Source organism: Micromonospora sp. SL4-19 (assembly GCF_047921475.1).
Classification (GTDB): Bacteria; Actinomycetota; Actinomycetes; order Mycobacteriales; family Micromonosporaceae; genus Micromonospora.
Map to the genome: position 1 here is coordinate 1 of NZ_JBLROB010000062.1, position 4,522 is coordinate 4,522.

The 4,522-nt window shown below is 69.7% G+C and carries 3 protein-coding genes and 1 pseudogene; 2 read left to right on the forward strand and 2 right to left on the reverse strand.

Annotated elements, in window-relative coordinates; translation table 11 throughout:
* The first annotated feature begins 751 nt into the window (after nt 1-751).
* Nucleotides 752-1,969, forward strand: a complete 1,218-nt coding sequence (locus tag ACNAVT_RS31530; protein WP_416301620.1) for a hypothetical protein — start codon at nt 752-754, stop codon at nt 1,967-1,969.
* A 76-nt stretch (nt 1,970-2,045) separates the two neighbouring features.
* Here the strand turns inward: ACNAVT_RS31530 and ACNAVT_RS31535 are convergent.
* Nucleotides 2,046-2,868, reverse strand: a pseudogene (locus tag ACNAVT_RS31535) (IS5 family transposase).
* 228 nt (nt 2,869-3,096) lie between these two features.
* Between ACNAVT_RS31535 and ACNAVT_RS31540 the strand changes: the two are divergent.
* Nucleotides 3,097-3,810, forward strand: coding sequence for a DivIVA domain-containing protein (locus ACNAVT_RS31540; RefSeq protein ID WP_416301622.1), 714 nt, complete (start codon nt 3,097-3,099; stop codon nt 3,808-3,810).
* A gap of 127 nt (nt 3,811-3,937) precedes the next feature.
* On the opposite strand, the gene ACNAVT_RS31545 is transcribed toward ACNAVT_RS31540, so the two are convergent.
* Nucleotides 3,938-4,522: FIMAH domain-containing protein (locus tag ACNAVT_RS31545; RefSeq protein ID WP_416301621.1), on the reverse strand; the 585-nt coding region annotated here is incomplete at its 5' end.

A 4,522-nucleotide genomic window follows, 5' to 3' on the forward strand; every position in this document is an offset into this window, starting at 1 on the left:
ACCCTGCTGGAGGCCCACCAAACCGCGCGGCCGATGCCGCCGCCCCTGGTGGAGCCGAACTACGCCCGGCCAACCCCGGCGCGACCCGACCGCCTGGTGGCTGCCGCCGCCGCCCTCGTCACGTTCGCGTTCGCGACGCTAAATGCGCCCAAACCAGAACAACCCCGCCCGCCCTACCAGGCTAACCCCGGCTCAGGCGGCATCGCCGCCACCACCTGGGAGCCGAACTCCATCAAGGCCATCGCCCCGAGCACCCCCTCCAAGCCGCATGCACCGAACGGCGATAAAGGCGGGTCGGCCACGGTCCCGACGGCAACTCGACCTCGGGGCAGCGTGCCAGGAGTAGACAGACGGATCCACGGCACCGCGAGCCGCGCCATCTCCGCCCCATCAGGGGTCAAGGCCGTGGGTCCCGCTGCCCACCCGGCGCCGGCCGCCCGTCCTGGGTCAACCACCGCTGCGACCCCGGGCACGAGGCCGGCCCCGACCACCGGTGCGACCCCAGCCAGCGCACCACCCTCGCCCGAGCCTTCCATCCTCCGCCTATGCACGGACCCCCTACGGCTGCCACTGGTGGGGCCGCTAATCTGCCCATCAGCCAGTCACTAAAACAGGTTCAATCCAGCAGCACTCGGACGGCAGCGGGGTGGCCTGTCGTCTGTTCGTGGGATGTGTCGGCTGGACTTTTGGCTGATGGTGAGTATGGTCAGCTAGCTGTCCGCACCTGTGCGTTCAGAGGAGGCCCGCGACCGTGGCCGAGAGATCGACCGCTCGCCCCGCTGATGGGGCTGCCGAACATCACGACGACCCGAGTGACGTAGACAGCTGGATCGCCCAACTGTCGCGGTCGGCAGGAGGCGACTTCGACACGCACGACGAGTGGCCGGAGGCTGCCGCGCCGCAGCGGCGCGAGAACGCGTCGGACCCGTACGACGAGTCGTACGGGCACGAGGATGCGGATCAGGAGCAGGAAGGGCGGCAAGCAAGGCACCGGGCGGACCAACAGTACGAGGAATACGAGGAATACGAGCAGTACGACGGGGCCTACGGTCAGCACGAGGACGCCTACGGGCGGTCCGATCGGGTGGACTACGCCGAATCGGCGGGCTACGAGCCCGACCAGCCCTACCGGTACGACGAGCACAAGCAGGCCTCGTGGGAGGGCCCGGCCCAGGCGCCGTACGGACCGATCGATGCCGGTCCCGTGCGCGAGGACGCGTATGCCGCACTGCAGGACTCATACGTCCTACCGGAGGTGGGCTACGCCGCCCAAGAGGAGCATTACCCGCACGGGGATTACCCCGGCCCCAACGAGTACCGCTACGGCGGGTCCGCCCCGCAGGCCCCCGAGGCGGTCGACGACGCTCCGACCCAAGTGCTGCACACCTCGGAACTTGACGCCCACCCGCGGCCGGCCAGCCGGCGGCGCTGGCTGATCGCGGTCGGCGGGCTCGCGTTGGGGGTACTGGCCTGCGCCATGGCATTTACCTGGGGGTCAGGCCAGCCGCCGGAAGGCGCGCCGCCGCTGGTGACAGCCACCATCCCGCCGGAGGCGTCTGAAGAGCCGATTGCCCTCCCGGAGATACCGTCGGCGACACCGACTTCCGCGACCCCGCGCAGCTCCCCCGCCACGCCCAGGACCACACCGCAGGTCACCCGTTCCGCCACGCCCAGCGCCGCACCGTCGGTCACACGTTCCGCCACACCGGCCCAGACCCGAAGCCCGAGTCCACTCCTGCTCGGCCCATCAAGCAACGACGGGGTGGCGAACATGGCCCAGCACTACTGCGATCGACACGCCGCCGGGAGCTCAGCGGAGCCCCGCAACGACGGCCGCTGGCAATGCACGAGACTCCTCTCCGCGTCCGCCGTCGACATGGACGCCGCCTGCCGCGACACGTACGGTTCGGACGCCTACGCACGAACTTCGAGCCCCGGCGATCCAAACGCCTGGCGGTGCTACCGCTGACCACTCACGTCCGGAGCTGGCCGGTCTCTGTCGATCGCCCTACGCCCCATCAGGCAGCTAGGCCGTGTCTCATGGATCATGAGTAGCGGCGGTCTGGTTTCGCGCGGAGCCAGATGAGGATGTCGGCGATCTGCACGGTGGCGCGGTAGCGGCAGGCGAGCTTGTCGTACCTGGTGGCCACGGCACGGAACTGCTTGCGCCGGTTCATCAGCCGTTCGATGGTGTGCGCAGCCGGTAACGGTGTGGGCCGAAGGTGGGTGGGCGGCCACCGCGTGATCCTTTCCGAGCGCGGTTGGCTTTCTGGTCGTCTTTCTCGGGGATGTCGTGCGGGATGCGTCGGGCCCGCAGTGCGCGGCGGTTGCCGCGCGAGCTGTAGGCCTTGTCCGCGGCCAGAGAATCGAGGCGTTTGCGTGGGCGGCCGATCCGGGCGGGACGGGCCACGGCCACGTCGTCGAGCAGCCGGACCAGTTGGCGGGTGTCGTGGTCCTGGCCCGGGGTCAGATGGCTGGTCAGGTTCCGGCCCCGCCCGTCCCCGATCGTGTGGATCTTCGTGGTCCACCCGCCGCGCGACTTGCCGAGTCCTTCCCGTCGCGCTGCGTCACGACTGCTCAGCCCCCTTTACGAGCGCCGGCGGCGTGCTGGTGGGCGCGCACGATCGTGGAATCGGCGTTGCCGTGCCAGTCCAGGTCCCCCGCGGTGTCCGCCTCGGTGTGCAGCATCGCCTCGATCCGCGCCCAGGTCCCGTCCTCCTGCCAGCGGGCGAACCGCTTGTACAGCGTCTTCCACGGCCCGTACCGTGCCGGCACGTCCCGCCACGGCACCCCGGTACGCACCCGGAACACGATCCCGTTGATCACCTGCCGGTGATCACGCCACCGCCCGCCACGCTGCGGCGTCATCGCCGGCAGCAACGGCGCGATCCGCGCGTACTCGACCTCGGTCAGCTCAAACCGCCCACTCACGACAGACGTTGATAGCCGAACCACACCCCAAGATCCAGGAGACACGCCCTAGTGCCGTTGCCGATGCCGTTCGATCTCCTTCTCGAGTCGACCCGTGGCAGGCTTGATCATCGGACGAACGCCGCCGGCCCGTCGTATGCGCCCGCAACTGACCGAGGAGTTTCCATGTCACTCACCCCCGTCGACGTCCACCACGTCGCCTTCAATAAGCCTCAGATCGGCAAGCGGGGTTTCGACGCGGAGGACGTCGACGCCTTCCTGGACGAGGTTGCACGCGACCTCGCCCGCCTGATCGAGGAGAACCTCGAACTACGTGCTCAGGTGGAGCGCGAAGCCGGCGCGTCAGCCCGCCTCGACCTCGATTCGAGGCTGGCCGCCGAGCTCCACGACATGCGGATCCGGCTCGACCTGCTCCAACGGGACCGGGCAGCCGCCGAGCACGCAGCCCGTGCCATCCAGGCCGAGCTGGAACAGGTACGCACGCAGGCCGGCCCGGCATTCGACGGCCACACAGAGGAGCACGCGGCGCGGGTACTGACGATGGCGCAGCTCACCGCCGACAACCACCTCGCCGACGCCCGAAGCGAGGCCGACAAGCTGCTGTCCGACGCCCGCTCGACAGCGCACAGGGTCACCGTGGAGACACAGGACAAGGCCGACGCCCTAGAGCGGGACGCCCGCCAGCGCCACCAGAAGGCGATGGGCGACCTGGACGCCGAGCGCACCGCAATACAGAACGACATCGACCAACTCACCGAATTCGCGCACGAGTACCGCACCCGACTCAAGACACACCTGGACCGCCAACAACGCGACCTCGACGGTAAACGGCAGGCACAGACCACCCAGGTCGACGGCAGCCCGGCCAGTGACGACTAGTGGGCTTCGGTGCTGCCGATTGGGGGCCTCGTCAGTCGGCTACGCCGCGGCGGGTTAGCTCGCGGAGAGTGCGCTTACGAAGACGAGCTTCTCCTTCATCCGCTCGGCGACGGGCTACCTCGACTCTTTACCGCAGGTCGGCGGCGATCTGGTCGGCGTCGGCGGTCAGGGCGTCGTAGCCGTCGGTGGTGAGCTTGCCGTTGCGTCGCAGCTCGGCGAGTTTGTCGCGTAGCTTCTTGAGCTGGTCTTCGGCCTGGTCCGGGTCGCTTGCGGCGATTTCCTTCGCGATCGCGTCCACCTTGGTGTGCAGGTCCTTTGCGGCATCCGGGTTCAACCGGCCGGCTTCCACCTGCGCTCGGATCGACTGGCGCATGCTGGCGATCGGGTCAGCGGGTGCAGTGGGGCTCGGCCTTTGGGAGGTGGCCCGAGGGCTCGGTGTCGGGCTGGCCGGGTTGCGGGTGGCGGAGGCGATGGCCCGCAGCGTCGGCGTGGCGGGCGCGACGGTGAGCGGGACGGCCGGCACGCGGGGCGCTACGGCGGTGGTGGCCGATGCCGGCGGCGTGGCCGGTCCCGCGATCGAGGTGTGGTCGTCGCGGTTGAGCAGCGTGACGCCGGTCAGGGCGAGCAGTGCGACCGCGAGCAGGGCCGCCGCCAGCAGCGCCTCGCGCCGATGCCGTGTCAGGGGGCGGTCCGGCCTGGGCGGAGGAGCGGC